This is a genomic window from Salicibibacter cibarius (genome assembly GCF_016495725.1).
Classification (GTDB): Bacteria; Bacillota; Bacilli; order Bacillales; family Marinococcaceae; genus Salicibibacter; species Salicibibacter cibarius.
Genome location: NZ_CP054705.1, coordinates 4,094,149 through 4,120,293 on the forward strand (window position 1 = coordinate 4,094,149; position 26,145 = coordinate 4,120,293).

The window sequence follows — 26,145 nt, forward strand, 5'->3', positions numbered from 1 at the left end:
TACCATGGCTAGTGTAGGCATGATTGCGAGTCTCATTCAACAATTGCAGACGATAGGGGAAATGATATCCACTGGCGCACAAGTGGTGCTAAGGAGCAGCTTCCCTTTATGGGAAGGCTTTTGAGTATCTTTCTTGGATGAAAAGCTGTCTCCTCACCCCATCAACGTTCTCGATGTTCCCTGATCGTTGTTATCATCATCTATTTCTTTGCCTATGGGAAAAGGGTCTCTGACCTACTTCATCGAATATTACACTTTAACATTAATAGCATTACTATGAAGTTAAATTTTCATTTATCAGTTGCTCAACCTTCCAACTAAAATTCAGAGTCAGAACAAGAGCATTGTTAGATTTACATGTTCTAAACGACGGTTCATTACTTATATGAATTTTACTAAGAGCATTTAAATACTCATCTGTTTGAATTAAATTTTCTTGTTCTAAAATTAACAACTCATCTCTTGTTAATTCTAGTAATTGTTCGCTAAACCCTCCATAAATATCGTTTACAATTACATCCATACCTTCTAATAATGCATTAATGATTTTACCTAGAGGTTCGTCAGATTGCGCTTCCCCACTCTTGTCATGATTAAAATAGCAATTCATCATATAAACCTCCATTATAGTAATGTAACTATTTCTACAATACGTATATATGCCATAAAATTCTCTGATTTGTACTACAGCGATGATTGTTAATATTCCTTCTTGCTCCCAACTTAATTCATTAATGCGTTGTTTAGCAATATCTTTCGCTTTTGTACTATATATTCGTATTATCCCTTATCCTTAATTATTTCTATTCTTCTATAAAACTGTGTTGATATTAATCAAGAGTCGTTAAGAGAGTGAGTAATAAAATAGAATTCCCAAACGCAGAAAGACAGTACTTTAAAGAATTCGCAGTATAAAACTACGTCTGAATATACCCAGTCTCCTCCCAGATTTTCTTCACTGTCTTTTCCAAGCTGACTAATAAAAAATCCTCCCGTTCCTTCGTATGATCAATATCAGGAATACTTACCCCTATTGCCGCAACCATATTCCCCTCATGGTCGTATATAGGATAAGAAAATCCAACGGTATCTTTAAAATTTTCTGAGTAGCTGATTGAGTATCCGTTTTCTCTTATTTTCTCTATTTCTTCTTTTATTCTTTCACTGTTATCCAAGGTATTCTTTGTCAGCTTTTTCAACTCTACATTCTTCAGGTATTCATCCACTTCATCATTGCTCAAACCGGATAATAATAGTTTCGGAGCTGAACCTGCATATAACGGAGCTCTCGCACCAATTTTTACAACCAGACGAACCGGTTTGGAGCTGTCAACTGTTTCAACATAGACTGCCTCATTGCCTTCTATAATCGTTACGTGTACCAGTTCGTCAATTTCTTTATTTAATCTTTTCATATGGGGAAGGGCGATTTTATTATATTCCATATGCTGACTAACATGTTTTCCATAGATTAGTAATTTCAATCCCATCCGGTACGTAACTTCATGACTAGATTTTCTCTTTTTTACCAACAGCCCCGCTTCTTCCAAAGAAGAGGCGAGACGAAAGACGGTAGTTTTCGGCATATTGGCTGTTTCAGCTAATTCATTGATAGTCATTTCCGGGTTTGTGATAAAACAATCTAATATTTCAATTGCTTTCACAAAACTTTTACTCAAGATTAATCACCTCGGTTACAAATAATAACTTGCGTACATTCTTTTTCTGGTCTTCACTAAAATCTATGACTGAAAAACAAATACGGATATGGTAATAAGACCAATAAATGAAAGCACCCCTCACCCTTGCTATGATAAATGTGCAACCAAAAATCATAGCAGGATGTCCAGGGACACAATCATTGTATCAAGCAATTATTCGAACTGCCAGATGCCGAAATTATCCAAAGCCATCTAGATGCCGAAAAAAACTTTAATTTATGAGGTAGCACCTACCAAAAATATACAATCTTGTTCGGTCTACCTTTCCGAACATATGAAATGAAACGAAACGGAATGCCTTATAAGCGTTGTGTTCGCCATTTACCCATGGGTGTTTACCACATCTACTTGTTGCTCTTGGCGTTTGCACTGAAAGACGCCCGGAAAAAATGCGAAACCTTGTTTCCTGAACCCATTCACATGTGGAAAGTCGAATGTTACAAAGAGTTTTGTGGATAACGAGACACGTATGTGTCCAATTTTAGCGTACAAAACCGAATGATTTAAGAATATGGCTAGTGGAGAGGCATTTTATTGGTTTTAAACAAAAAATAGATATAACTTTGTATCTTTTTTTACGCTCATAGTGAAAAAACTGGTACAGCGTAAAAAGCTCAAACATAGATCTTGGTATTGAACCTCTTTTTCAATTAAGGGAGCTGTTCCCGGTTCACCATCGTCGGTAATTTTTCTCCATCAATGGCTTTCAAAAGATTTTTTGCTACCGTTACACTCATTTGTTGTGCTGCTTCCAAACTGATCCCTCCAATATGAGGTGTTTTCGTGATTTTTTCCACGTTAAGATATGGATGATGTGGAGGAGCTGGTTCTTTTCGGAACACATCTGATCCGGCTGCATGAAATTGATTTTTTTCAAGAGCGATTACCAAGTCTTCTTCATTAACAATACCTCCCCTAGCTGTATTAATAAGTACTGCTTCGGGTTTCATCATATTAAAATAAGTTTCATTAATAATACCATCTGTTTTTTCGTTCAATGGGATATGAAGACTGATCACATCACATTTCCGAAAAACTTCATTCATGTTCATGGTAAGTTCCACACCATTTTTTTCAGCTGTTTCTCTTCTTTCTTCCGGAATTCTCCGCACATAGGCAAGAACCTCCATTCCAAAACCATTTTTCATAATTTTGGCTACTTCTTGAGATATGGATCCAAAACCAACAAGTCCAAGTTTTTTGCCTTTAAGTTCTTGTGTATATTGCTCATCACGATAGAAGTAATTTCCCTTTTCCATTTCCTTATTAAACTTTACAATATTTTTCATAACAGCAAGAATTAAGCTAACGGCGTGTTCTGCTGTAGCAACCGTATTTATTTTCGGTGCGTGAAGTATTGGGATCCCTTTTTCCGTTGCATATTCGACATCAATATTATCAAGCCCAACCCCAGCTCCAGAAATAGCTTTCACTCCATCACATGCATCCAGAATCGCCGGAGTAATTCTTGCCGGTGCACGAAGAGTAATTCCGTCCACTTTATTGTTATTTAGAAATGTAATAATTTCGTATTCATCAAACGTATCAAATTTTGTTATTCTAGCATTCTCTCTTAAGACCTGCTCTCCGTTTTCATGATACATAGGAAGAATTTGTAGAATATGTATGGATTCCAAAAAAATCGCACCTCCGTATTTTTCATCTAGTGCCTGTTATAAGGAAAGATGGTGACCTTAGTTGAATCACCATCTGCATTTATATTGAGAATTAATCAAGGTATTCAACAATCGTTGAAATTCCCTGACCTCCACCAATACAAAGTGTAACCAGACCGTACTTTTCTCCTCTTCGTTCCATTTCGTGCAGAAGCTTTGTCATCAGCACTGCCCCTGTTGCCCCTATTGGGTGACCTAATGCAATTGCGCCTCCATTGACATTTACTTTCTCTATATCCATTTTGGCCTCTCTAATGACAGCCAGGGATTGTGCAGCAAACGCTTCATTCAGTTCAATTAGCCCGAGGTCATTCATGGATAAACCTGCCTGTTTTAATGTTTTATACGTAGATTCCACCGGTCCGATCCCCATAATATCCGGAGAGACACCACTAGTTGCCTGGGCGAGAATTTTGGCTTTCGGCTTCAGTCCGTATTCATTCATTTTTTCCTTGTTCATCATGAGGACCACAGATGCAGCATCATTTCTCCCACTAGAGCTACCTGGTGTTACAGTTCCATTTTCCTTAAACACTGCCGGGAGCTTTGCCAGTTTTTCCGGTGAAGTAAGGAAAGGATGCTCATCTGTATCAAATGTTATTGTTTTTTTGCGCTCCTTAACTTCATAGGGTACAATCTCTTTTTTAAAACGTCCGGATTTAATCGCCTCATCTGCTAGTGACTGACTACGGTGTGCAAATTCATCCTGTTCTTCCCGGGAAATACTGTATTGGTCTGCCAAGTTTTCCGCTGTTAGTCCCATCGTAAGATCCCCGTATTTCTCCTGTGGTTGAGAGCATGGTTGACTCTCCGTATTTGGATCTAGCAATACCCCATTGCCTGCTCGATAGCCAAAACGAGCATTTCGTAAATAATAGGGAGCGGTACTCATGCTTTCTGCTCCCCCTGCAATGACAACATCGGATAAAGCTAGTCTGATCTGCATGTCGGCATTGTTAATTGCTTGCAAGCCAGAACCGCATTGACGGTGCACGGTATATCCGCTCACATCGATCGGCAGGTCGGCGCGCAATGCAGCCAGGCGTGCAAGGTTGGAAGTATCAGCACTCTGCTTCGCCTGACCGAGGATAACTTCATCAACACAAATGTCAGAACCATTTCGTTCCATCAGTTCACGGATTACTTTTTCAGCAAGATAATCCACTGTTACATCTTTCAATGTGCCACCCATTTTTCCGACAGCCGTTCTTACTGAGCCAACAATATATGAATCATTCATGAAATAACACTCCTATTTTTTGATTTCGCGCTTTAATTCATTACTGATGATATTTTTCTGAATTTCAGAGGTCCCTTCATAAATTTTCGTAATACGGGCATCACGGAAATAGCGTTCTATCGGATAATCCCTCATGTAACCGATACCGCCGTGAATTTGTACAGCAAGGTCTGCAACTTTGTTGTATACTTCGGATCCGTATAATTTAGCAATCGCTGCATCTTTTACTACACGCTGTTTCTGATCACTCATCCACGCAACCTTATAGGTTAAAGCTTCCAGTGCTGCGATTTCTTTGCTGATTTCAGCTAGCATATGCTGAATGGCTTGCAAATCGATGATTGGATTGCCGAACTGTTCACGTTCTGCAGCATATTCCAGGCAATGCTCAAGCAGACGTTTGCTGGAGCCGAGGTTTCTTGCAGCAAGTCCCGCACGTCCGTTAGCAAGAATTTTCAGTGCGTTTATATAACCTTGACCTTCTTCTCCAAGAACATTTTCTGCTGGAACTTCCATATCTTCAAAGAAAAGCTCTGCCGAATGCGAACCGCGAAGTCCCATTTTGTCTTCCACGTTTCCGACGATAAATCCTGGAAAATCTTTTTCTACTATAAAGGATGTAATCCCTTTTGATCCCTTGGAAGGATCGGTTACTGCCATTACCGTAAAAACATGCCCATCCACTGCGTTGGTGATATAGTGTTTCGAACCGTTAATGATGTATTTATCGCCTTTTTTCACTGCTGTTGTTTTCATGTTGGCAGCATTGGAGCCAGCACTTGGCTCGGTAAGAGCAAAGGACCCGATCCATTCACCGGAAGCCATTTTAGGTAGGTATTTTTCTTTTTGCTGTTCATTTCCAAGCTCCACGATACCAACAGAACCAATCCCTGTATGCGCACCGATCAGGGTCGTAAAACCATTATGTGTTTTCCCGAGTTCTTCATAAATCGCACACTTACCTACCATATCCATGCCAAGTCCACCATACTCTTCCGGAATTCCTAAGCTGAAGAGTCCCATTTCCTTCGACTGCTCCACGATTTTCTCCGGAATTTCATTATTATCTTCGATATCCATGGCGACTGCCTCTACTTCTTCCTTCACAAATTTTCTTACGTTCTGCCTTAGAACTTCAATATCCTCAGAAAAATTAAAATCCATATTGACTGACATCTCCCTATCTGTATTTAAATTCTGCTTGTCTTTTCTCAAGAAAAGCCAATGTTCCCTCATGCTTATCCTCTGTACCGAATGCTACAGCCTGGGAAAGCTTTTCGATCCACATCGCTGTATCTTCATCAATGTCATAGCCTTTATGCACAGCATGCTTGGCAAGCATTGCTGCCACAGGTCCTTTTTTCAATACTTCTTCGGCTACTTCCTGAATTTTTTCCTGCAGTTCTTCCTCTTCCACGAAATAGGATACAAGACCGATTCGTTCTGCTTCTGACCCGTCAATAATTTTTCCGGTTAATATCATATCCAATGCCCGTCCTTTTCCAACCATGCGGGAGAGACGCTGTGTGCCACCTGCTGCCGGGACAATCCCAAGATTTAATTCAGGGAGACCGAATTTTGCGGTTTTGGTTGCCATACGAATATCACAGGACATCGCAAGTTCGCATCCCCCACCGAGAGCAAAACCGTGAACCGCTGCAATCGTTACCTTTGTGCAATTTTCTATTTTGTTATATATCCCTTGCATATCCGGGACAAGTGCTTCAAGTGGTTTTCTTTCATTCAGTTGGCGAATATCAGCACCCGCAGCAAACGATTTTTCACCGGCGCCCTGAATAACAATCACTTTTACATCATCATTTGCTTCAGCTTCCGTAATCGCCTGATCAATCTCATTCAGCATGTTGGCATCAAGAGCATTCCGGGCATCCGGACGGTTAAGCGTAAGCCAAAAGATACCCTGATCGATCTCTGCTTTTACACTTTTATAATTATTTGCCACACTTTACCTCCTCGTTATACTCATAAAATCCACTGCCAGATTTTTTACCTAAACGACCTGCTTTTACATATTTAATTAAGAGCGGACACGGGCGGTATTTCTCTCCCAATGTTTCATATAAGTACTCCATGTTTCTTAATCGAGTATCAAGTCCCACAATATCGGCAAGCTTCAATGGTCCCATCGGATGATTTAACCCGAGCTTCATGGCATTATCAATGTCTTTTGCCGAAGCCACGCCTTCCATTAATAGATTCATAGCTTCATTCCCGATCAGACAATTCATGCGGGAAGTTACAAATCCTGGGAATTCATTCACTTCCACCGTTTTTTTATTTATCTTTTCAGCTGTTTCGTGAATAAAGTCCACTGTTTCATCAGATGTCTCCAGTCCGCGGATCACTTCAATTAGCTTCATTTTATGCACAGGATTGAAGAAATGCATGGCCACCACTTTATCCGGCCTGGATGTCTGTGCACCAATTTCCGTCGGGCTCATGGTTGATGTATTTGTTGCCAGCACCGTTTCCTGTGAACAGATTTCATCCAGCTGTTTAAATATATCAATCTTCAAATCCATTTTTTCCAATACTGCTTCAACTACAAGGCTAGAATCTTCTGCCGCCACTTTCAGATTTGTTTCATACACAAGATTTTTTTTGGCATTTTGATAGATGTCTTCTTTTAAAAATCCTTTTTCAAAACTGCCATCAAGCAAAGCATCAATATCATTTTTTGCATTCGCTAAAATATCATCATTTAAATCATTGACATAAACTTCATATCCGCCAATGGCAAATGCATACGCTATTCCTTTACCCATAACACCTGAGCCTACTACGGTTACTTTACTCATTTCATCACCTTTTCTTAATTCATTGTATCCTGCTCCAATAGCAATGCAGGCATCGTTTTATTATTTTATAGCTGCATCATAAGTAAAATCCGCCCCTGTTATTTTCCTTAAATCATCAGCACTTAAATCTGATAACTGTTCTACAAGATAAGGACCATCCTCCGTAAATTTAAGTACGGCGTGCTCCGTAACTAGCATATCCGCTCTTCCGTTTCCACTGCTTGGAAAGGTTAACTCGCTTACAAGTTTTGGAGTACCGTCTTTTGCTGTATGGCTGGAAGCGATAATGATTTTTTTTGCACCGGCTACTAAATCCATTGCTCCGCCCACCCCAAGAATATCTTTGCCCGGAATGGCCCAATTAGCAATTTTTCCATGTTGATCGATCTGCAATGCCCCCATAACTGCAACGTCAATATGCCCACCGCGTATCATGACAAATGAATCCGAGCTGTCAAATAAAGATGCCCCCGCGTCCATCGTAATTGGCTTCTTACTTGCACTTATTAAATCCATATTAATATTTTCTTCATCCGGGGTTGGACCCATTCCCAGTAAGCCATTTTCTGAATGTAAATCCACTTTTTTGTCGCCTAGATAATCCGGAATCAACGTAGGGATGCCTACACCAAGGTTAATCGAGGCGCCATCCGGCAATTCCTTTGCAATTCGTTTGGCAATTTTAATTCGATCCTGTTGGGACATCATATTTCCCCCCTATCTTTTCATATTTGTTCATAACAAGATAATCAATATATACATGCGGTGTCGTAATTTCGAGAGGATCAAGCTCGCCAACTTCAACAATTTCATCCACTTCAGCAATCACGGATTTCCCTGCTGTAGCCATTACCGCATTGAAGTTTCGCCCCGTGTGGTCGTAGATTAAATTCCCCTTCGTATCCGCTTTCAAGGCTTTGATTAAAGAAACGTCTCCTTTTATTGCTCTTTCCAAAATGTAAGTTTCTCCATCAAAAACCTTTTCTTCTTTTCCCTCAGCAAGTTTTGTTCCAGCAGCAGTCCTTGTGTAAAAACCAGCAATACCTGCACCACCACATCGAATTCTCTCTGCCAGTGTGCCCTGTGGAATCAATTCAATTTCCAGGTTTCCCTTGGACCACTCATTAACCGCATCTCGATTAGAAGTAAAGTAGGAACCCATTGCTTTTTTCAAACAGCCTGTATGCAATAAAATTCCAAGACCCTTATCTTTCTCACCAAGGTTATTGCTTACAACTGTTAGATCTTTCTTGTCCAATGTAGCCAATTCATCAATCAGTGTGAATGGAGTTCCCGAAATACCAAATCCACCAACAAGTAAAGTATCTCCGTCATTTACACAACCTGATAATTCCGACTCTTTTATTACTTTACTCACGCATTACCCTCCTTCATCCTTTTTAAATTTGCAGATGTATTGGTACCTTGAAGCTATAACTTTTTTGAAAAACTTCTCCATTGCAAAAAGAAAAGGTAATTTTAATACGTTATTCCGTTTTACGGAATAACTATTCTGCTTTTTATCAACTCTATTATAATTAAGGATTTATAAAAAGTCAATAATTTTTCTAATACTTTATGGTCCAAGTCGGTGCCAAAAATGGGCAGATGTCTGTTTCTTCAACATGTGAATAGCTCTAAATTACAGTAAGGCTCACTTTTTACCCTTAATTACAATTATCATGTCTGCGATCAACACTTAAACGTGGAAAACTGCTAGGCGTTTTCATCTATCAGCTCGAAAGTAATCCACAACTACCAATAGGACTTCATATACAAGAACAAAACACAGTGGTGACGCAATATTTGATGAACATATTATTAAACGACCCAATAAGCTGATGGTGGATACAGGTTTGTGTAAATAGATAGATATTCAGTTAATTTAGCTATATGAATGTGATACCGTTTGTGGAAGAATAAAAAATTAGGTTTAGTTAGATTATTTTAATAGTTAAATTTTTTCTTTTAACTGTAAAACCAGCACTTTAATCTGTGCTGATTTTTTATGAGTTCTGGTTCTTCCGGATTTCCTATTACATTTGAAACACTCAACTTTCGAACATGACTAATACACGTAAAACCCTGATATAAAGGGATTTATGGTTGGTTTACGCTCAAGAAAGTAACGGTTTTCGCAAAAAATCCGGTAGATTATCAAACAAGCGATCCAGAAATGGTTGAACTTGTTCGTCAGTGAGGATATATTCTTCTGTCAGCATCGATCCTAACACTTCAAGGATCATCAAGAGCGCTTCAGAAAATCGAAGATCCTCTACCTCATCACAGCACATGAAAAACAGTTGACCAATCGTGCGAGGGTCTTCTTCCTCTCGCGAGCTCACAGCGAGCATCATGTAGCGGAGGAAAACGATCGACGTATGCGCTGTCAGCACATCATAGCTGCGGCACTGAAATTCCTTGGCCAATCTCATGAGATTTGGTCACTTTGAAAAAGCATTCCATGGCCCAGCGTTTGCCATAAATGCGGAGAGCATCTTCTTCCGTATGATTCAGGTTCGTCGTAAGGATGGCTAACCACTTTTTCGAACGGTTGCGATCACGAACAAAGATGATGTGAGCTTGAATCTCTCGGCCATCCTCGTCCGAGCCCAGTCCTACAAGGATCGAAGCAAGGATTCTCGCACGACCTCGTTTCTTGCGCACTTTTTGGTACAGCTGGTTCAACGTATAGGATTCCCCTTCATAGGTGTAGTGAATCTTGGGGGAACGCTTGATCATACAAACAACATCCAGGGGATACTGAGTAACCACTCGTTTGATGATCGAAGGATACGCAAACCAGCTATCGAAAAGGAGCGTTTTAGCACCAAGCTTCGCAGGGTTGATGTCATCCAACAAGCTGAACAACGTTTGTGTCCCTTTCTGCAGCGCTTCTTGTCGGCGGCGATACCCCACCTCCCGGTGCATCAGGTAGACGGTCAGCTTCAAGCGTCCGGTAAAGATTTTTCCCTTGAAGAACGAGAGAAAAGATAAATTGCACAAGGACGGGCGCAGAAAATCCTTTTTCTTTATGAATATTGGATTGATACAAAAACGTACCAACTTTGGCCTGTTTGAAAAAGCGCGTCACTCGAAATTGATATTGGTCATTTTGATAAGAATCTGGTACCATGGAAGCCACAGAAAACATCCTTTCTTTGGTTTCGGTGGTTGTACCTTTATTTTACCAAAGAACAGGGTGTTTTTTGCTTTTTTTGGATAAAAAATCTGCCGCAAATCCTGATTTTATAAGGATTTACCTGTGATTTTTAGCTCCGAAAGTTGAGTGAAACAATAAAAAAAGCAACTTGCCCTTTTTTGACAAGCTACCTTTTCTCACATGGCTCACTATTTAATTCACCCTACAAAGTGACTGACCATCATTCAATACTCTGTCAACTTCCTCTGCGATCAGCATGGCTGTCCGGGATTGTGCTTCTATTGTTAATCCAGCAATATGTGGGGATAAACGGATGGATCTTACTTGAGCAAGTGGAGAATCCTTCTCTATTGGTTCCTTTTCAAGTACATCAAGATAGGCTCCTGCTATTTGATTTGCCTCAACTGCTTCCACAAGATCCTGTTCATGTATAAGTCCTCCTCTTGCTGAATTAATCACATAGGCATGTTGTTTCATTAGCGAGAAATTATCTCGATTGATCAAATGCTTCGTCGCTTTCGTCAATGGAACATGCAAGGAAATAAAATCGGATTCTTTTAAAAGATCTTCCAATTTTTCCATTTGATGAATTCCCGTTTCCTGTACTACATGATCAAATGGAGCCACAAACGGATCAAATCCTACCACTTTCATCCCAAATGCTTTTGCTCGCTTTGCAACACGGTGGGCAATTTCACCCATTCCAATAAGGCCAAGTGTACGGTTATTCAGCTCATACCCCGTGAAAAATTTACGATCCCAATTTTCTTGACGAACATCAGCATCCGCTTCAGACAACGGACGCGAAGCATCAAGCATCGCTGCCATCACATATTCGGCAACCGAGGTCGCATTTGCATTTCTAGCTGAGATAATCGGAATATTTCGTTCCTTCGCTCCTTGTAAATCGATATTATCCAATCCGACACCAAGGCGGCCAATAACCTGCGTTTTTCCAGCCAACTCAAGAAATTCCGTATCCACCTTTGTTTCATTGCGTACGATAAGTGCATCATATTCAGGGAGCAAGCTAAGCAATTCCCTACGTTTTCTGCTCAGCACCATATCATAATCCACGGAATGCCCTCTCTTTTTAAGTTCTTCAATCCCATCTTCCCACATTAGTTCCGTTACTAGGATCTTCATTTAATGTTCTCTCCTCCTAATAAAATATTCATTCTATTATGCCTACTCCATCTTGCTTGACAACAAGGTCGCACGGTCTTCGTAATACTATTGCCAAAAATATGAGCGAAAATTATGAACAAAAGATCGATCATCACTAATGACATGGGAAGTTACTACATAGTTCATTCTATATAAAACATTAAAGAAGATTTTCTTACTATGCTTGTTCATGTAGAGGATGATTTCCGGATTTGTTTATCATTTTTTGGAGTAAATAGGCGACTACCAATAGGGCAATACCCCCTAAGCTCACGTAAAAATTAGGAATCACTAGCAGTATTGCGGTAATGAATAAAAGAATTCTTTCATACCAAAATGTTTGCCGAATCCACCATCCTTCAGCAGCAGCGGCTAAAGCAAACACACCGATGACAGCTGTAGCCACATTAATTGCAATCTCAAGCGGGGTTCCGACCAACAACAAAGATGGTCCATACACAAACATAAAAGGAACAACAAAACCGGCAACTCCAAGACGCAGTGCTGTGAGACCGGTTTGAAGTGGATTACTATTAGCAAGTCCAGAAGCTGCAAATGCTGCTAACGCCACTGGGGGAGTGATCGCAGACAATATCGCAAAGTAAAAAACGAATAGGTGTGCTGAAATCGGCTCAACGCCAAGCTCTATCAATGCTGGTATCGTCAAGGGTACCTGAATAATATAGGCTGCCACTGTAGGCAATCCAAGTCCCAAGATTATGGAAGCAATCATTGTGAAAATTAATGTGATAAATAAGTTTCCGCCAGCTAGTTCTATAATCATACTACTGAATTGTAAACCAATATCAGTTAAACCAATAACTCCAATAATAAATCCAGCCGAGGCACATGCGAGTGCTGTTTCAAGCGCAGCACGAGCACCTGAATCTAGAGCTTTAAAAACAGTTTTCACTGATAATCTAGTTGCTGCTTTAATAGCTGCGACGACAATAACTGAGCCAATCGCAAACAATCCCGCTCGCATTGGAGAATACCCGGCTACTAACATTCCGATAATCACAAGTAATGGTATAGCAAAGTGAAAGCCTTCTTTAAGCACTTTACCCAAAGGAGGAATGAGAGAGGGCTCCAACCCACTATGCCCATCTTTTTTTGCACGAAAATCCACTTGAAAATATAAACAAATATAATAGAGAAGAGCTGGAACTATAGCAGCAATTGCAACTTCAATATATGGAATTCCTAAATATGAAGCAATAATAAAAGCCCCTGCTCCCATGATAGGCGGCATAATCTGTCCTCCAGACGAAGAAACGGCTTCTACCGCACCCGCATACCTAGGACTAACCCCCGTGTTTTTCATTAACGGAATGGTAAATGCTCCAGTGGTAACCGTATTTGCAACGGCACTTCCAGAGATCGACCCCATTACAGCACTTCCTGCAATCGCTGTTTTTGCCGGGCCACCTCTGTATTTTCCCATTACCGAAACAGCAAGGTTAATAAAAAATTGCCCAGCCCCTGATACTTCCAAGAACTTGCCAAAAAGAATAAATAAAATAATAAAGGTTGAAGAAACACCTAATGGTTCACTAAAAATACCCATGGTTGTGTAATACAAATGGTCCATTATCCAAGTTAATTCAAACCCACTGTGGCCCAATGCTCCTGGTAAGACATCGCCAAAAAAACCATAAAGAAGAAAAACAATCACTATAATCGTAAATGCCATACCTACAACTCGTCTTGTTGCTTCAATTAGCAATAAACCAGCAATTATTGCAAAAGAAAGTTCCATTGTTGAGAGGGGGACCACATAATTTATTCGTGAGGCAATATCAACAGCATTAAATACAAAGTGTTGATATACGATGACGATGAGTATCATAGCGGCGAGATCATACCAAGGAATCCTATGCTGTTCTTGTCGCTTAAGCGGCCGATAAATGGCAAATGCAAGCAAAAGTGCAAACGCTAAATGGGCGGAACGTTGTGCGATAGATTCAAATACCCCGAATAAAGCTGTATATATATGAAACAAGGACATTGCAATAGCAATTATAGAAACAACTTTGGCGCTTATCCCTATCAGATCACGATGCTTTTTTCCGGGGACTTCTATTTCTTGTTCTTCGGCTTCTTGGACCATTTGATCTAACTTTTGGCTCATGTTCTACACCTCCGCCCGTTTATTATGGTTTATTATTTTTTATTCGTCCTCTAACAGTCCTTCTTCTTCATAATAGCGTTCAGCACCAGGGTGTAAGTCTCCAACTATATTTTCAATAGAATATTCAGCATCAAAATCCTCCATAATATTTGTAACGTTTGCCCAAGTTTCCTGGTTGTCAAACATCATTTGCGTTATCTCATATCCTACATCCTCACTTATGGTATCTTCATTGACAATTAATACAGTCTCGGGTGCAATAGTTAGAATATCTTCTTCTAGCCCACCATAAGTTTCTTCTTCAATTGTATATTCCGCGTATCCTTCATTCATATCATATAAGGCTTCTGTATCTTCGGGTTCAAGTGGAATCAGTCGTATACCCATTGTTGTATCTAATTCATCGATGACAGCTGCTGGTGGTCCAAGCACACCAACCCATGCGTCTAAATGACCATCCCTCATTAACTCAGCAGCATCTTGAGTTCCAATATATTCAATATTTCCTAGGTCGTCATAGTCCATGTCATAGAGTGATAGAACATCTTGTAACATAACTTCTCCACTATACCCGGCAAGTCCTGGGCTTACATTTTGGCCTTCAAGGTCTTCTATTTCATAAATGTCAGAACTTTCTGGGACAACGATGTGCAGTGGATTAGGATAAAGACTTGCAATTGTTTTTGCATTATCGATTGGTTCTTCAAATTCGCCTTCAGCTTCTTCTGCCAATGGGATAGCTTCTCCATTACTAAAACCAATGTCAAAAGTCCCCTCGTGTATACCAGTCAGATTTGCAATGGAGCCACCTTCTACAATATCTGTATTAGATTCAGGAAATATTTCCTGAATTTCTTCTGACATTGAGGCAGCTATCGAATGCCATTCTCCACCAGTTGCCGCTGCACCGATACTAAAGTTATCTGGCTCTCCATCTTCATTTTCATTATCCTCAATACTTTCTTCTTGGCATGCCGCAAGTACTAACACAAGTACTACTCCGAATATCATCACTTTATAATTTTTCAACACAATATGAGCCTCCCTTGCTATTTCTTAAACAATTTTCGTCGATGTTTTTGCTTTAATTGATAAGCTACTTCAAAATTACAGTAGGCTATTTTTATAATATCTGCTATTGAGGTATTCTCAGCTAAACACATTTTATCATTCTTGGATTTAAAAACAGCTTTATCGCTATCAAGTCTGCTTTATGATATCCGCCACTTGAATAAATGAGTTGATCAACGATTTTCAGTTTTCCATTTGTAGATTTATGTGAAGCGGTAGAGTTACTTTCTTGACTCCAGGATTCCAATCCATATAGCTCTCCTAGTCTATCAGAACATATTTCGGTATTTCTGTCGGAATACCTACTCCTAGATTCATAATTTCTCCTTCTAGTATTTTCTTGGATACTCTTTTCGCTATTACTTTTTTATCAAAAATACCTTTTCAACATAACCTCACCTACATAAGAACTTTCGCAAAGTACCCAACATACAGATAAAGTGTACCAACTCCTTTCGAGTTTCTAAAATTTCATCCACTTCACAATCACGATTTCCCTTCTGTAGCCATTACCGCATTGAAGTTTGTTCCGTGTGGTCGTAGATTAAATTCCCCTTCGTATCCGCTTTCAAAGATTTGATTAAAATAATGTCTTCTGTTATTCCTCTTTCCAAGATGTGAGTTTCTCCATCAAAAGCCTTCTCTTCTTTTCCCTTCCCTTATCTTTCTCATCAAGTTTATTGCTAACAACTGTTAGAGTTAGATCTTTTTTGTCCAATGCAACCAATTCATCAATCAGAGTGGATGAACCCCCTCGAAATACCAAATCCGCCTACAAGTAAGTATCTCCATCATTTAGAGAAACTGATAATTCCAACTTTACTCACGTATTATCCCCCTTCATCCTTTTTAATTTTGCAGATGTATTCATTGGTATCTTTTAAACTATATCTTTTTTTGAAAAAACTTCTCTTATGTAAAAATAAAGGGCAATCTTAAAGTATTGTTCCATTTTACGGAATGAATATTCTGTTTTACTGCTTTTTATTATAATTAAGGATTTATAAAAAGTCAATAATTTTTCTAATAATATTTTTATCCATTCGCACTAGCCGTTTATCATCTAATTTTCTCATCATGTTAATTATTCCCAATAACTAAATGAGGTTGTAAGCGCTTCCCTTCAGATTGATAATAGGATATACTTATAATAGATATCCTCATCTTTATGAGTTTTCTTCCTAATCATAAATTTAACGTTACTCGACGTCTGTACGAGCGAAAATAATCTGATGTATATCATCAGATTATTCGACAATCTAAATATCATATTTAAAAATGTTAATTCTCAGCTTGTTAAATTTATTAAATGGGGGTAAAAATATGTATAAGAAAGCTGAAACTATATTAGAAAAGTATGATATAAAATTAGTTGAGAAAAAAAGGTTTCTAACTAAAAGATATACAAATAAACAAGTTATAGAATCAGAAATAGATCAAGAAATAGAACTCATAAGCAAAGAGCTGCTTAATGTAAGAATGCAGGATTTGGAAAGAATATTGTATAATTTAAAACAAGAACTTAGCGAACTATTAAAAGAAAATGATAAATTTATAGACGAGATTGAATTAATTGAGGTGCAATTGAAATTATTAGAACGAACTATTTCAAATAAACAAATTTATCATAAATATTATACCCATTTAGTAGACCGTAATATTATATCACATGGGTTTTTTTCAACGAGTAGCCCGAATAAAGAAAACATTGTTAGAACAACAGACGGAAGTATAGAATTTACTCGCTCAGGCCTTAAAAAGCTTCATTATAGAAATAATAAAGGCGCTGTATTAACGACATATGATACTCGTATCTTAATTGGTCTTTTTAAACAATGGGAAATAAAAGGAAAAAACCCAACATTTACCGTTAAATTTAATGAAATTATAAAAGCGATGAATAGAGATTTAAATGGTGGGGAATATATGGCGATTGGAAAAAGCATTGATAAAATCTCCAGTACCTCCATTGTAATGGAAAAGTATTCATCCCCAAACAACCCAAAAAAAAGAACATCCATTTTTAACCCTATTCAAAGTACATTGGGATACCCTGAAAATAATTGTAGAAAAATTACTTTTAGTGATTACCTACAAAATAGCCTTATCGCTGGTAATTACATTACTATAAGTATGTCATTATTTAATGATCTTAAACTTTCAACATCAAAAACTTTGTATATTAATGTCATTAAGATGTTTTCAGAAAATACTACCATTGCGGAAATCAACCCATTTATTGAACATTTAGGTTTGCATTCATATTCAAGTTATAAGGCGCTACAAAGTATAAAAAAAGCTTGTCAAGAATTAATAGATTTTGATGTTCTAAAATCATATACTATAGAAAAAAGAAATAGAACGCCATATAAAATTCATTTTTTTCCATCAGAATGGGTGCAAAAAATGGCTATAAAAGAAAATAAACGGTTATTGCCACTTTTCAAGTGCGACAAAAAAAGATATATTATTTAGGAGTTAATTCTAAATCACAGAAACACTAACATCATGAACAGATGGGATGAGCAGCTGTTCCTTTAAATTTTTATAACGCTTTTACCCTTAGCGGTTTTCCATCAATTATAAGTCTATAACCCATATTTCGTTCGGGAACATCCACGGCTGGATCGTTCCCGAATCAGAGGGGATTATTGGATCGAATACAGGAACATGCGCTCCGGAAAATTATCATCCAAAACCTGAAGAAATTGTGGCGGTTCAAAGGGGAAATACCCAAGACCGTAATCTCCGCGTGCCATCAAACAAGAAACCGAAACGAAAGGAAATACCAAACCCCTGCTATTTCTCGCTTATTTCCCTTTATGAGACTAGCGATTCTGACGTCGGAGCTTCACCAGTCTTCTAAAGGTAGGAACCACTGTCATTAGAGATTCCCCAAAATAATATACGTCGCTCTCACCGGCCCGTGCACACCGACCACCAAGCTTCCTTCGATATCCGCGCTATTGGACGGACCGGAGACAAAATGAATCTGCGAAGGAATCTCTTCGCCGTTTTGCACGCGTTCATGAATCCGGCGGGTCGCTTGCGTCATTCGCGGAACCATCGAACTGCGGGGGATAACCGCGATATAATTTTCCGGGAAAAGATTCACAACTCTACCTTTTTTAGGGGAGGCTAGCAGTACGACGGTGCCTGATTCGGCCAAAGTGATATCGCTATAAGTAATACCTACTCCAGCGCGTTCAGCTATCCATATGTTTTCCTCCCTCTTTGTCGTGTCCCACACTGCTGTTTCAACGCCCAACGCGATCATCTGCGATTGAAATCCATCATCAAGCCCCGCCTGCTTAAGCCTCTCATCATCCCACATGATGACCGATTTCGCTTGATAACTTCCGATCGTTTCCGCCACCGCTTCGCGGAGCCCATCGGCATTTGTTTCGACTACCTCAGTGTGAATGTTGTCGCACTGTGCCTTAAACCGTTCGACGAGTTGATCGGTATTTTCATCAGCAAAAACATCCCATTGCGGTTGCAACCGCCACTCAGGGCGTTCCACATGTTCGCTGCGCGGGCGCCCGATTTTTTCTGCGATTTGATTTAAAAAATCCTCTCTCCCTTGGATCGTCCCCCTACTCATCGAATGTCGACCTCCTTCGGTTTGAAAACCAGTCGCGAAAACGTTCGCTGGCAGGTGCAGGTAAATCGCGAAAATTAGTCCAGGCTTTTAATGGCTCGGGCCCTTTCGGAATACGAGAACCTTTCGTCCATGGCCGCATGACGCAATTCGCTTGTTTGGAAGCCAATCGATAGAGCTTTGGCGAAGAAACACCGGACCCAAACATTTTCATCGCCCATTTTTCCGGCATTGGACCGAGGGTTTCTTTTTCCGTAATGATCTGGCGATGAGCGATCAAATGCTCATGCAATGGAATTTTCACCGGACAAGCTTCCGTACAAGCGGAACAAAGCGAAGACGCGTAAGGAAGGTCTTTGTTGTCCTCGTAACCATCGAGCAAGGGAGTCAACACCGCGCCGATCGGACCATTATAGATGGAGCCATAAGCATGACCGCCCACATGGCGATAAACCGGGCATACGTTCACACACGCAGCACAACGGATGCAATGAAGGGTTGATTGAAATTGCGTCCCGAGGATATCGGAACGGCCGTTATCGACGATGATGAGGTGGAAGTCTTCCGAACCATCGATTTCCTCTTCAGCCTTCGGTCCCGTTAAGGCGGTAATATAGGACGTTAGCTTTTGGCCAACGGCGGAACGACAAAGCAGACTCATCATGACATCGAGCTCTTCCCACGTGGGCACGATCCGTTCCATACTCATCACCGTGATTTGTGTTTTCGGCAACGCGGTAACGAGGTCGGCATTGCCTTCATTGGTGACAAGCGAAATCGTCCCCGATTCAGCGACGGCAAAATTACAACCCGTGATGCCTATGTCGGCATTCGTAAATTCCTCACGCAGCTCCTCGCGGACGAAACGGGTGATGTCATTAGCATTGTCGCTTTCTGTATAGCCTTTTTTATCAGCAAAGACGTCTTTTATTTGTGACCGGTTTTTATGCAATGAAGGTGCCACAATATGAGAAGGCGGATCATGGTCATCGACTTGCAAAATATACTCCCCCAAGTCGGTCTCTACGACCTCCAACCCGTCGCCCTCGAGGGCATTGTTTAAAGACATTTCTTCGGTAACCATCGATTTCGACTTCACAATTTTTTTCGCTTCTTTTTCACGGGCGACTTGTTGCACATAGGCATTGCCTTCCTCAGCCGTCTTGGCAAAATAAACATGGCCACCCCGTTCTGCCACCTTATCGCTTAATTGCTCAAGATAATAGTCGAGATGCTCGAGAGTATGGGAACGAATCTCTTCCCCAAGTGTCCGCCACGCTTCCCAGTCACCGAGCTCTTCCGAGGATGTTTGTTTTCTCGTCCGTAATTTTTCCTGTGCTGAGCGGACGGTGCCGCGCATAAATGCATCTTCCAAACCAGTTTTCATGCGTTTTGAAAAATCTTTTTCCCCCACTCTTAGTGGCATTTGAATCACCTCGCTTCGGTATGATTCAGGACTTCAGCAATGTGCATGACTTTAACGGGACTCTCCTCACGTTCCATGCGCCCGCCGATATTCATCATACATCCGGCGTCGGCGCTGATGAGAATATCCGCGCCCGTGTCATGGATACATCTCATCTTCTCATCGACCATCTCTTTTGAAATATCCGGCATTTTCACGGCAAACGTACCCCCAAACCCACAGCAATCATAATCACGGGACAAGTCAATCATCTCTAATCCTTCCACATGGTTAAGTAACGTTTGCGGCGCATTCATAACGCCAAGCAAACGCATCATATGGCAGGACGTGTGGTAGGTGGCTTTGGCATGAAAAGAGGCACCGGCATCTTCGACACGAAGCACATTTACGAAAAACTGCGTCAATTCATAACTTTTTGCGCTCAACTTTCCCGCTTCCACCTGCCATTCCGGCTCCCCTTTCAATAAATGGTGATACTCGTGTAACATTGCTACGCAGGACCCCGAGGGAGAAACTACATAAGAGGAATTTTGAAAAGCCTGGATCGTTTGTTTGGCCACTTTACGTGCATCCTTGTGATAACCGCTGTTAAAAGCCGGTTGCCCACAACACGTTTGCGATTTCGGAAAATCAACAGTACATCCAAATTTTTCTAGAAGCTCTACGGTGGCTTTGCCGGCATTCGGATAAAACATGTCACCCAGACAAGTGATAAATAATGATACGTTCACAAAGACATTCCTCCTCGTAAAGGTCATTAGATGACCTGTTGAATCAAGATGCTCTTATTATTATGGAAAGCGATTTTCAACAATTCAAAGATTTAATCGAGTTCACGAAACAGGACATGTTCTACCCTTTCCAGATGTTGGAGTTTGTTTCTGGGCAAGAGCAGCTTTTTCGCCTTGATGGATCCATAGCTCCGCACGTGTCCTTCATAGAGACGCTCCGCTAGGGACACTTTCGAGAACAGCCAAATCCTTTGTGTTTTGTACAGCGTCTGCTGGTGATGTTGGCAATACTATTTGGAAGATTAGTCAGCTGCGCCTTCCCCATCCTTTTCTTGGATTAACCCATGATTTAGCCTATCTTCAATGATATCCGCATCTTCATGTTTTGAATATATTTTCGAATGACTTCTTTATTAGCCCTACAGTACTTACATAATAACTTCTGACTCATAAGTGCCTGCTTTTATATATGTGGGAATCGGTCAAATACCATCAAAGCACTTTTGCTCTTAAGATAATCCATAAATTCGGATACGTTTTACATGTACAAATACGTGCCGACACACCCTTTTCTAATTCCACATTTTTATACTCGCTTAACCTTCTTAATATTTCACCTACTTCTCGTCTAACTTGGTTCTAAACCCCTTAAAGAAGACTTTCCGCCGATATTTCGGGATAAATATGATATGATAACTACATAACTACAGCCCTATCGGGTATGGGATAAACTTTTTGTGCACCCAAGGAATATCCTCCTCTCCTTTGCTGCTGAATTTGGCTAGTGAAACCAATTCTATTATAAAAAAGGGGACTTTATTTCATCAGATCTCACGGGACTTCCTGTTCAATTCTCCCACGCATAGCGTGGGGCTTAATATCTGAGTTATTTATCAGGTTCAGCCACCTTCACCAATTGTTTTCCGATATTGTCTCCGGAAAATAAACCGATAAACGCTTCAGGTACTCTATCAAAACCCTCAAGAATCGTTTCTTCAAAATGCAGTTCATCCTTTTTTACCAGTTGGGTAAGTTCTTTATAAGCGTCGCTAAAATGCTCCGAATAATCACCAACGATAAAACCTTGCATTTTAATCCTTGCTTTTAAAAAAGGCCATTGGACACGTGTGCCGATATCTTCTTCGTCGGAAGCTAGATTGTACGCCGATATCGCCCCACATAAAGGCACGCGGGCAAAGGTATTAAGCAATGGCCATACGTCGTCGGATATCTCGCCACCGACATTCTCGAAATACACATCGATTCCATCTGGACATTTTGTTTTCAATCCTTTTCCAACATCCTCATTTTTATAATTAACTGCATCGTCAAAGCCTAACGTTTCTATAATATAATCAGCTTTCGTTCGTGATCCGACAATGCCTACAACTCGAGCACCTCGTTTTTGTGCCAGCTGCCCAGCTATAGATCCAACAGCACCAGCTGCGGATGACACAACAACCGTTTCTCCTTCCTTTGGCTCACCAATATGATACATGCCAAAATAGGCGGTTAAACCTGGCGTGCCTAGAACACCGAGTGCTGATGAAATAGGCAATTCATGAACGTCCAGGCGCCGCAATTCATTGGGAAAGGCAACAATGTATTCTTGCCACGGAAAAATACCCGTTACAATATCACCTTCTTTCAATTTATCAACTTTCGACTCTATAACCTGAGCTATAATTCTTCCATTTAATGGCTTTCCAACTTCAAAAGGCTTCACATAAGAAGGCTCATCTGACATTCTTCCACGCATATACGGGTCTACAGATAAGTATAAGGTTTTCAACAGCACTTCATCTTGATTCCTGTCTGGCACATCCTCATTTATAAATTGAAAGGTGTCCAATGAAGGCATGCCGTCCGGTCTTCCTTTTAATATTATTTGTCTCATCAATAAATCTCCTAATTTAGTGTGTTTAACTTATAATTTAGAAAAAACTCAATGATTATTTTCCTAACTTCTCCCTTATTAACGCATGCAAGACTCGGTAAATAATGAAAATACTCTTTAACGCTATCAGGATCATTTATTGACCAAGTTTTGTATACTTTATAGTTAGTAATATAATGGAAGCTTGTCTATCTCCTGATTCCGTGACGTGATTCCCTTTCATTCACCTCAAACATTGATAACATAGGGGCAGATAAGCATGAACGCTTTTCAACTTTAACACCCGGAAGGTGAAAGCATGACAGGGAAATTAAATATCCAACTAACGGATGAATATATTTTACCGACGAGCGGGCTTCCGTTGATCGGTGCTTTATTGGAACGGACTTTTCTTCACGCTCAACTTTCAGCTCTTTCGATGGAGGGGCTCACGGATGCCGCCGAGATTTCGCATGGGGATACGATCGCTTCTTATATCGGTTTGCTTGCCCAGGGCAAAAATGATTTTGGATGGATCGAATCTTATCGGCAAGATCCTTTTTTTCAAACGGCTTTAGGGCTGGAACATACACCTTCCGAGGCGACACTTCGCCATCGGATGAATCAGATCGCCCGCCATGACGAAACGCTTTCAATACTGGGGAAAGAAAATGTACGCTTTCTTCAACAGCTGGACTCCCCGATCACCGCCACGTCGCTTTCAAATGGCGAAGAGAGAGTAACCGTCGACGCCGATCATTCGCCTTTTGACAACAGCGACACCAACAAAGAAGGCGTCAGTCGCACGTATAAAGGCGTTGATGGCTATAATCCGGGCTTTGCCTACATGGGCCAAGAAGGCTATGTGATTCATTCTGAACTCCGGAATGGCAAAGATCATGTCCAAAAGGGCACGCCTGCCTTTTTACATAAGGCCTTGACCTCAGCCCAACAGGTCACCGGCACGTCCCTCCTTCTTCGTCTCGACGGAGGCAATGACGCCGCTGCGAATCGGGAGATTTGCGAAAAACTGGGCGTGGACTATATCATCAAGCGTAACCTCCGCCAAGAAACACCTGAAGCTTGGTTAGCCATTGCCGAACAACAGGGGACAGCTACTGAGCCTCGAGAAGGAAAAACCATGTACACCGGGAAGATTCAAATGAGAAACAGCCAAGGAAACTCGACGTGGCAAGTGTATCAGGTCGTGGAACGAACGATGACCCGAGACGGTCAAATGCTTCTCGTGCCGGAGGTCACCTGTGACAGTTACTGGGTTTCCATGGATCTTCCTGTGGACGAAACCATCGAGCTGTATCATCAGCACGGCACGTGTGAACAATTTCATAGTGAGCTGAAAACGGATATGGATCTTGAACGCTTTCCCTCCGGGAAATTTGCGACTAACCAAATGATTTTAACATTGGGTTGCTTCGTCTATAATCTTTTACGGAGTATCGGTCAGGAAGCATTAAAAGGTGACGATATGCCCGTGAAAAAGAAGGTCTTTCGCCGTCGCTTGAAAACCGTCATTGATCAGATGGTTATGTTCGCCGGCAAATTCGTTCAGCATGCTAGACAGCTTTATCTAAAAATCAGTAAACACAATCCTTGGCATCATTGTTTTCAACGCCTCTACCAGCAATTTCAATTGTGACAGATAAACCCATCGTTTGGCCCACTTGTCTTAACGGATATAATTCCTATACATATATTATTAAATATATGTTCCGTGTTAGGAATGTCCTTAAATCATGAATAAAGTCCTGTTTTTCTGCTGTTAAACGCCACATCCCATCCGATTCTCTGAAATTCGGCACCTTTCATCGTTTCATCACGGAATCAGGTATCTGCAAACCACCAAAATAACCTACTTTAGCCTTTACCAACCTCCCATCCACAAGGAGTGCTTGTCCGGTTACATAGCTATTTGCTTGTGAAGCAAAGAAGACAACCGTTTTTGCAAATTCATCCGATTCACCGTATGGTCCGGTAGGAATTTGTGCTTCTGACTCCTTTCATATGGATTTGACGTCTTTGTTTTGCTTAGAAGCTTTTAACGCATCTAAGGGATCGACTCGATCGGTCGAATTTCTCCCGGGTCCGACAGTGTTAACGAAAATATTATCGGTTGCAAACTAGGAGGCAAGACTTTTTGTGAGACCAAGTACTCCTGCCCGGAAGGTGTTGGATAGTACCATACCATCAAGTGCTTGCTTGATCGATGATGAGGTAATATTTACTATACGACCATTTTTCTGTTTTTTCATATGCGGAAGTACGGCATCAGTAGCTCGCACATAACTGAGCAGATTTAGCTCATAAGCATGTTGCCAATCTTTCGGTTTCACATCACTAAAGTTTCCAGCTTTTGACCCCCCTGTTGTTGATTAAAACATCAATGGCGCCATATTGATCCACTGTTTTTTGAACCGCCACTTGAATGTCGGTTTCATTAGCGAGGTCACAGACAGAAAATTGAACGTCCCCCCTGTTTGTTAGTTACGTTCCGGATCTCCCCCGCTGTTTGTTCCAGTTGCTCTTGTCCCTGCTTGCAATGATGATATTTGCACCCTCACACGCCAATTCGGTCGCAATGGCCCTTCCCAAACCTTTCCTACCTGCCAATACAAGTGCTGCCTTGTCCTGTAATTGTAAATTCATTTTTTTTCGCCTCCCTATTTTTTAGATATGTTCGGGTGAGGGTATATTTTCTTCAATGCTCATCTAGTCAAACCGTCTGATGATGTACCTCAATCCGAAGATTTTCCTCCAATTTCCTTCAGGTTCCCACACCACTTAAAACAAAGAGATAGCATTGATAAGATTTAACCTCCAATCACTCTTTCACTATGGATACGAATAATTCAAACTCATCTTTAATTTCACTTACATTCTCCTAATCAAATGGATTTATATAGTTAGTGACTTCGTATAAATCACTGAACTTGTATTTTATTTGAACGAAAACCAGATTAACATCTAGTTGGTATGCCCATTTCAATATACCAATTAAACGACAGATATACGATTATGGGGGCAAAGATGAAGCTAGATCTATCAATTTTTGGCGGTTCACTATACAAATACAGTCGAGATAGAGAATCTACATAGTTGTTGTACTTAATATCACCGAAGAGAAGTTGATTTAACAATTCATCTCGAATGTTTTTTAATACCATCTCACCTAAGTTGACCTCACGGTCAATCAACCAAATCTCATGCCCATTTACCAAAAAATCTACTATTTCAATCAGTCCTTCATTTATTAAATGTTCCCAACCGTTACCCTGAGCTATCTTATCCAATCCACTTCAAGTCCCCTCTTCTATCATCTTAATGTAAGATTTCAAATTCAGTTCCTTTTATTCTTAGCTCTGCCCAGAGCTAATTAGAGACATATATAGGTTTTGCTCTGTAGTTCTCATTTTAGGACAGATTTCGAGCCATCCCATAAGTGCCAATCACCTGATGTGTCCCGTGGATCATTACAGCCTTTTTCTTTGACAGTGAAGGTTATCGA

Annotated in this window: 21 protein-coding genes and 2 pseudogenes; 2 read left to right on the forward strand and 21 right to left on the reverse strand. The window is 40.5% G+C overall.

Annotated elements, in window-relative coordinates:
• Nucleotides 1-274: 274 nt before the first annotated feature.
• The 14 genes and pseudogenes from HUG15_RS20660 to HUG15_RS23785 all read right to left on the reverse strand — a co-directional run bounded on the left by HUG15_RS20660 (nucleotide 275) and on the right by HUG15_RS23785 (nucleotide 15,602).
• Complete coding sequence (locus HUG15_RS20660) at nucleotides 275-610, reverse strand: hypothetical protein (RefSeq protein WP_200125399.1); 336 nt, start codon at nucleotides 608-610, stop codon at nucleotides 275-277.
• 307 nt (nucleotides 611-917) lie between these two features.
• Nucleotides 918-1,679, reverse strand: coding sequence for an IclR family transcriptional regulator (locus tag HUG15_RS20665; protein ID WP_200125401.1), 762 nt, complete (start codon nucleotides 1,677-1,679; stop codon nucleotides 918-920).
• A 692-nt stretch (nucleotides 1,680-2,371) separates the two neighbouring features.
• Nucleotides 2,372-3,358 carry an NAD(P)-dependent oxidoreductase gene (locus HUG15_RS20670; protein ID WP_246516420.1) on the reverse strand — a complete coding sequence of 329 codons (987 nt, stop codon included), beginning with the start codon at nucleotides 3,356-3,358 and terminating at the stop codon, nucleotides 2,372-2,374.
• A 91-nt stretch (nucleotides 3,359-3,449) separates the two neighbouring features.
• Entirely contained in the window at nucleotides 3,450-4,637 is a 1,188-nt protein-coding gene (locus HUG15_RS20675) for a thiolase family protein (protein ID WP_200125402.1), read from the reverse strand.
• A 12-nt stretch (nucleotides 4,638-4,649) separates the two neighbouring features.
• Nucleotides 4,650-5,801 carry an acyl-CoA dehydrogenase family protein gene (locus HUG15_RS20680; protein WP_200129084.1) on the reverse strand — a complete coding sequence of 384 codons (1,152 nt, stop codon included), beginning with the start codon at nucleotides 5,799-5,801 and terminating at the stop codon, nucleotides 4,650-4,652.
• Nucleotides 5,802-5,817: 16 nt separating this feature from the next.
• Complete coding sequence (locus HUG15_RS20685; RefSeq protein ID WP_200125403.1) at nucleotides 5,818-6,600, reverse strand: enoyl-CoA hydratase/isomerase family protein; 783 nt, start codon at nucleotides 6,598-6,600, stop codon at nucleotides 5,818-5,820.
• Entirely contained in the window at nucleotides 6,590-7,456 is an 867-nt protein-coding gene (locus tag HUG15_RS20690) for a 3-hydroxyacyl-CoA dehydrogenase NAD-binding domain-containing protein (protein WP_200125404.1), read from the reverse strand. The genes HUG15_RS20685 and HUG15_RS20690 overlap by 11 nt, the downstream gene beginning before the upstream one ends.
• Before the next feature lie 60 nt (nucleotides 7,457-7,516).
• The gene (locus tag HUG15_RS20695; RefSeq protein WP_200125405.1) at nucleotides 7,517-8,161 is read right to left on the reverse strand and encodes a 3-oxoacid CoA-transferase subunit B; all 645 of its coding nucleotides are present in this window, start codon (nucleotides 8,159-8,161) and stop codon (nucleotides 7,517-7,519) included.
• Complete coding sequence (locus HUG15_RS20700) at nucleotides 8,139-8,834, reverse strand: CoA transferase subunit A (protein WP_200125406.1); 696 nt, start codon at nucleotides 8,832-8,834, stop codon at nucleotides 8,139-8,141. The genes HUG15_RS20695 and HUG15_RS20700 overlap by 23 nt, the downstream gene beginning before the upstream one ends.
• Before the next feature lie 739 nt (nucleotides 8,835-9,573).
• Nucleotides 9,574-10,592: pseudogene (locus tag HUG15_RS23780) on the reverse strand (IS4 family transposase).
• A gap of 219 nt (nucleotides 10,593-10,811) precedes the next feature.
• A complete protein-coding gene (locus HUG15_RS20710; protein WP_200125407.1) occupies nucleotides 10,812-11,765 on the reverse strand; it encodes a hydroxyacid dehydrogenase in 954 nt (317 codons plus the stop codon).
• 199 nt (nucleotides 11,766-11,964) lie between these two features.
• Entirely contained in the window at nucleotides 11,965-13,917 is a 1,953-nt protein-coding gene (locus HUG15_RS20715; RefSeq protein WP_200125408.1) for a TRAP transporter permease, read from the reverse strand.
• Nucleotides 13,918-13,956: 39 nt separating this feature from the next.
• The gene (locus HUG15_RS20720) at nucleotides 13,957-14,949 is read right to left on the reverse strand and encodes a TAXI family TRAP transporter solute-binding subunit (protein WP_246516424.1); all 993 of its coding nucleotides are present in this window, start codon (nucleotides 14,947-14,949) and stop codon (nucleotides 13,957-13,959) included.
• A gap of 548 nt (nucleotides 14,950-15,497) precedes the next feature.
• Nucleotides 15,498-15,602, reverse strand: a complete 105-nt coding sequence (locus HUG15_RS23785; RefSeq protein ID WP_425504020.1) for a hypothetical protein — start codon at nucleotides 15,600-15,602, stop codon at nucleotides 15,498-15,500.
• A 709-nt stretch (nucleotides 15,603-16,311) separates the two neighbouring features.
• On the opposite strand from HUG15_RS23785, the gene HUG15_RS20730 reads away from it, so the two are divergent.
• The gene (locus tag HUG15_RS20730; protein ID WP_200125411.1) at nucleotides 16,312-17,463 is read left to right on the forward strand and encodes a replication initiator protein A; all 1,152 of its coding nucleotides are present in this window, start codon (nucleotides 16,312-16,314) and stop codon (nucleotides 17,461-17,463) included.
• A gap of 409 nt (nucleotides 17,464-17,872) precedes the next feature.
• On the opposite strand, the gene HUG15_RS20735 is transcribed toward HUG15_RS20730, so the two are convergent.
• The 5 genes from HUG15_RS20735 to HUG15_RS20755 all read right to left on the reverse strand — a co-directional run bounded on the left by HUG15_RS20735 (nucleotide 17,873) and on the right by HUG15_RS20755 (nucleotide 22,643).
• A complete protein-coding gene (locus tag HUG15_RS20735) occupies nucleotides 17,873-18,592 on the reverse strand; it encodes a LutC/YkgG family protein (RefSeq protein ID WP_200125413.1) in 720 nt (239 codons plus the stop codon).
• Nucleotides 18,585-20,015: a LutB/LldF family L-lactate oxidation iron-sulfur protein gene (locus HUG15_RS20740; protein ID WP_200125415.1), complete on the reverse strand. Its 1,431-nt coding sequence runs from the start codon at nucleotides 20,013-20,015 to the stop codon at nucleotides 18,585-18,587. The genes HUG15_RS20735 and HUG15_RS20740 overlap by 8 nt, the downstream gene beginning before the upstream one ends.
• Nucleotides 20,016-20,020: 5 nt before the next feature.
• On the reverse strand, nucleotides 20,021-20,746 hold the full coding sequence (locus HUG15_RS20745; protein ID WP_200125417.1) for a (Fe-S)-binding protein: 726 nt from the start codon (nucleotides 20,744-20,746) through the stop codon (nucleotides 20,021-20,023).
• Nucleotides 20,747-21,363: 617 nt separating this feature from the next.
• Nucleotides 21,364-21,435 carry a hypothetical protein gene (locus HUG15_RS23790; protein WP_200129087.1) on the reverse strand — a complete coding sequence of 24 codons (72 nt, stop codon included), beginning with the start codon at nucleotides 21,433-21,435 and terminating at the stop codon, nucleotides 21,364-21,366.
• 197 nt (nucleotides 21,436-21,632) lie between these two features.
• Entirely contained in the window at nucleotides 21,633-22,643 is a 1,011-nt protein-coding gene (locus HUG15_RS20755) for an NADP-dependent oxidoreductase (protein ID WP_200125419.1), read from the reverse strand.
• A gap of 298 nt (nucleotides 22,644-22,941) precedes the next feature.
• Here HUG15_RS20755 and HUG15_RS20760 point away from each other — a divergent pair, with 298 nt between their 5' ends.
• A complete protein-coding gene (locus tag HUG15_RS20760; protein WP_200125421.1) occupies nucleotides 22,942-24,279 on the forward strand; it encodes an IS1380 family transposase in 1,338 nt (445 codons plus the stop codon).
• Nucleotides 24,280-24,445: 166 nt separating this feature from the next.
• Here HUG15_RS20760 and HUG15_RS23795 read toward each other — a convergent pair.
• Both HUG15_RS23795 and HUG15_RS20770 read right to left on the reverse strand, forming a co-directional pair.
• Nucleotides 24,446-25,286, reverse strand: a pseudogene (locus HUG15_RS23795) (SDR family oxidoreductase).
• 311 nt (nucleotides 25,287-25,597) lie between these two features.
• The gene (locus HUG15_RS20770; protein ID WP_200125423.1) at nucleotides 25,598-25,930 is read right to left on the reverse strand and encodes a hypothetical protein; all 333 of its coding nucleotides are present in this window, start codon (nucleotides 25,928-25,930) and stop codon (nucleotides 25,598-25,600) included.
• Nucleotides 25,931-26,145: the final 215 nt, after the last annotated feature.

Excerpts from the sequence above, each read along its gene's own strand:
- HUG15_RS20680 (WP_200129084.1), bottom strand. The coding sequence starts at position 5,801 with ATGGATTTTAATTTTTCTGAGGATATTGAAGTTCTAAGGCAGAACGTA.
- HUG15_RS20715 (WP_200125408.1), bottom strand. The coding sequence starts at position 13,917 with ATGAGCCAAAAGTTAGATCAAATGGTCCAAGAAGCCGAAGAACAAGAA.
- HUG15_RS20755 (WP_200125419.1), bottom strand. The coding sequence starts at position 22,643 with ATGAGACAAATAATATTAAAAGGAAGACCGGACGGCATGCCTTCATTG.
- HUG15_RS20710 (WP_200125407.1), bottom strand. The coding sequence starts at position 11,765 with ATGAAGATCCTAGTAACGGAACTAATGTGGGAAGATGGGATTGAAGAA.
- HUG15_RS20760 (WP_200125421.1), top strand. The coding sequence starts at position 22,942 with ATGACAGGGAAATTAAATATCCAACTAACGGATGAATATATTTTACCG.
- HUG15_RS20695 (WP_200125405.1), bottom strand. The coding sequence starts at position 8,161 with ATGTCCCAACAGGATCGAATTAAAATTGCCAAACGAATTGCAAAGGAA.
- HUG15_RS20730 (WP_200125411.1), top strand. The coding sequence starts at position 16,312 with ATGTATAAGAAAGCTGAAACTATATTAGAAAAGTATGATATAAAATTA.
- HUG15_RS20660 (WP_200125399.1), bottom strand. The coding sequence starts at position 610 with ATGAATTGCTATTTTAATCATGACAAGAGTGGGGAAGCGCAATCTGAC.
- HUG15_RS20690 (WP_200125404.1), bottom strand. The coding sequence starts at position 7,456 with ATGAGTAAAGTAACCGTAGTAGGCTCAGGTGTTATGGGTAAAGGAATA.
- HUG15_RS20740 (WP_200125415.1), bottom strand. The coding sequence starts at position 20,015 with ATGCCACTAAGAGTGGGGGAAAAAGATTTTTCAAAACGCATGAAAACT.
- HUG15_RS20735 (WP_200125413.1), bottom strand. The coding sequence starts at position 18,592 with ATGAGTAGGGGGACGATCCAAGGGAGAGAGGATTTTTTAAATCAAATC.
- HUG15_RS20675 (WP_200125402.1), bottom strand. The coding sequence starts at position 4,637 with ATGAATGATTCATATATTGTTGGCTCAGTAAGAACGGCTGTCGGAAAA.